Origin of the sequence: Pseudoalteromonas sp. S4492 (assembly GCF_005886115.1) — a bacterium.
GTDB lineage: Bacteria > Pseudomonadota > Gammaproteobacteria > Enterobacterales > Alteromonadaceae > Pseudoalteromonas > Pseudoalteromonas gelatinilytica.
On record NZ_PNCP01000021.1, the window covers coordinates 1 to 3,169 of the forward strand.

Annotated in this window: 2 protein-coding genes; both read right to left on the reverse strand. The window is 39.8% G+C overall.

Translation table 11 applies throughout. From position 1 onward, the window contains the following. Nucleotides 1–84 precede the first annotated feature (84 nt). Nucleotides 85–705 carry a hypothetical protein gene (locus CWC28_RS06425; RefSeq protein ID WP_058584966.1) on the reverse strand — a complete coding sequence of 207 codons (621 nt, stop codon included), beginning with the start codon at nt 703–705 and terminating at the stop codon, nt 85–87. Between the two features lie 8 nt (nt 706–713). Next, a complete protein-coding gene (locus CWC28_RS06430; RefSeq protein ID WP_138624901.1) occupies nt 714–3,089 on the reverse strand; it encodes an exonuclease domain-containing protein in 2,376 nt (791 codons plus the stop codon). Between the last annotated feature and the right edge of the window lie 80 nt (nt 3,090–3,169).

Genomic DNA, 3,169 nt, shown 5'->3' on the forward strand with positions numbered 1-3,169 from the left:
CTTAGCCATCAAGATATGTCGAAAATTACATTCGAGAGCAGGTATATCCTCATTAAAAACAATAGGTTAGTAGGTCTACTGTAATTAATGGTGTGAGGTGTAGTACCAATTGTCTGCGTATTTTATTATTTGAGTTACATCTTCTTCATCTAAATCCGCATAGCTCCTTGGGTCGCCGCCGTCAGGGACATATAAAAAACCAGAATAGTTGTCCAATATCCCTCTAAAGGTGTAGAAGAAAACGTATTTCGAACCGTCGATATCTTGAACCACAATCTCATTTCCGCCCATTGATATTTTTGAATACTCAGAGCCTAGTGCTATTAACGATGAATTATGTTGTACATTAGAGACAAGCTCGCCAGAGTAAACCCTTGCGACGACTTCTTGACGTTGAGATTCATATAAGTGGAAATCTGCATTTATCCAGAGCTTCGTAAACGGAACAAACTCTAGTACAGCAAGGGCAACCAATTGGACTGCTAAGGGAATTGTTGCCAACCACCTAATTTCTTTGAACTTAAAAAGACATGAAATGCTAAAACCGAGTCCCGTTAAAAAGACAATAAATACCACAAGCATCAACGGCATCATCAAGAAAGGAGTTATCCAATCAATGATTGACCATTGAAATGCCATTATTAATATAGCGAATGCCGACACCCCGACAGCTAGCTTAGCTCTGTTCTCTATTCCTTTAATCATTGACTTCCTTATTGTAAGTTTTTAATTTTGCTCGCGACTGTAAAGTCTAGAATATCTTCTATTGTATATTTCTTATCTGTAATGCCAAGCTTTTGAGCTGGTGTTGTTGCTTCCTGATACAGTCCTTTGTTTTTAAGTGACTTTTCGTCGGTCAATACGTAGTTGTTGTAGACCCTCAATATCTCAATAATCATAACCGCCCATTTAGGGTTGTATGAAGCGTAGCCATTCCATCGTTTACTGTTTGTGGCTGATGTTATTGGTCGCTCGAACATATTGATTCGGCGGCGTATCATTTGAAAGTAGTTATCAACTCCATATGTAGATACATCTAACAAATTCTCAGATAGCGTTTGGCTAACAGATATAGCGCCATGAAAGCCTACTAATGGTTTTACTTGAACAGAATGTCTAGATTTAGGAAATGGATGAACTAACCACTCTGATTTAGCCGATCCTGATTCAATAGTACGTTTGTGCATCTCGGCAGCCCAATATTGTTGCGATATTTGAGCTAGTTTTTCTCTATCAACTTTGGCCCTCTTTATGTCGCTCATAGTAATCCCATGCTTAAGAAGAACTTGTTCTGACCAGGCACGCTTGTCTTGCATTTGGCTGGCATTGTTCCTTTCTGCTTTTACAAGCACAGGGTAGAGTTTGCTGGCCGCAATCTGTTCTTTCATCACTAACCCAATACCAAGTTCAAAGCCTTCGTCGGCATCTGCGAATAAACGAGTGTAACGCGCCTCATTTACGTACTGTTTCATCACTTCAAGGTGTGCCATGAGAGAATAAGTTTGTTGCACTAGTAAATTTTTATTTGGTGCTTTCAGAGGCAGGGTATCATCAACGTCATCAGTTTCGACTTCTTGATTGGATAGAACGTACTGACCATACCTTCTCTTGTGTTCAGGCTTCTTAAGATCACTACATCTGCTAATGTCTCTTTTAATTACTTCCCAGTCTGAGGTGGTGTCGAAGTTAACTGTACTAGCAAATACAAATCGAGTTTTATTGTCTACCGTTGAAGTATTTACCAGTTTCGTAGGGCGACTGTCCTTCTTATCACTCCAGTTAGACAGGTAGTGCTGCCTGTCCATACTAACTTCTAGGGTTTTGCCTTTTAAAGCCTGAATGTTGTTCTGTATGTGCCAACGGTCAAACTCAACACACTGGTTTAAGAAAAACTCGATACGGTGGTAAATTAAAGTGATAGGCACATCCAAAATTTCTTCCATTCTGTTGACGATACCTTTGTTAATAAGCATTCTGAACAATATTCCATTGATATCAGCTCTCTTTTGACCATACTCAGCGTTCAACGGTACGTTGAAAGGATTGTGACAGGCATTGCATTCAATCCTTTGGGCTTCTCGATACTTCAATGACTCTACTGTTGACGGTACTGTGCCTCTTAAGGTGTAACGCTTAGGCTTATCTAACCAATTTACCACCGCATTTCGACATGGCCTAGTTCGTCGTCGTGATGTTTCAAGTTTCTTATCAGGGCAACAAATCTCTTTATTGGAAAATATTTGCTCTTGCCTATTTGACTCTTCAACGAAAGCTTTGTTGTTTATCAGTTTTGTACTTGTGCCGCAGATGATGCAAGTTAACACGCGACCTATCTTTGTTTTAGTAAACCTATAATCATTACCTAACCCTCGCATTATAGAGCCATCAGCTTTGCGTTTGGGATTAAGTGCGGCTACACCATAGTTTCGGCAGTTTGGGTTCTTACAGTAGTTAAGCTGAATAGCTTTACCAGTGATAGGATCTTTGTAGGCTCTTGGGATTGGAAAGGCTGTAGGCTCGACACGTTCATTTTGATGCGGTGTCTTCGCAAGTGGTTTGTCACTCGAATAATGAAACTTCAGGTACAGCTCCGCTGTAATAAAGGCATCTATTGCGGCACCGTGTGATTTTCTTTCAGTAATGTCTATACCATAACGTATGCAAGCATTATCTAATTTGACCCATTTCCCATAGTTTTCCCTATTGGCAAAATCCCTCATCAAGCAAGATACGTCGTAATCTCTATTGAAGACAATATCTAGTCCACATCGATCAATTTCTGATTGCAGGAAATCAACATCAAATTCTGAATTGTAAAAGGAAAGTCGTGCACCATCTATGAACTCTAGAAATTCTTCAGCTATTTGGCAGAACGTTGGCTTATCAAGCAAAAATGAATCTTCAATTTGGTGTACCGCGTGGGCTTCCGACGTACTCTTCTTACCTTCAGGGTTTAAGAAGTAGTGGAAGATGCTGCCTGTGATATCGCCATCAATTATTTCTACGGCAGCAAGGTTAACAATGCGATGCTTGCCCTTGCGTGGAGACAAGCCAGTTGTCTCTGTATCTATTATTACTACTCTGTCCATTGATCCCCCTAGCGATCAATTCTAGTAATAATTAGAAAAATTTCAATTAACTACTTAAGCTATTGAATATATAGAAAATA

What these genes read in the sequence shown, in the direction of transcription:
- CWC28_RS06425 (WP_058584966.1), bottom strand. Translation starts at nt 705, where the DNA reads ATGATTAAAGGAATAGAGAACAGAGCTAAGCTAGCTGTCGGGGTGTCG.
- CWC28_RS06430 (WP_138624901.1), bottom strand. Translation starts at nt 3,089, where the DNA reads ATGGACAGAGTAGTAATAATAGATACAGAGACAACTGGCTTGTCTCCA.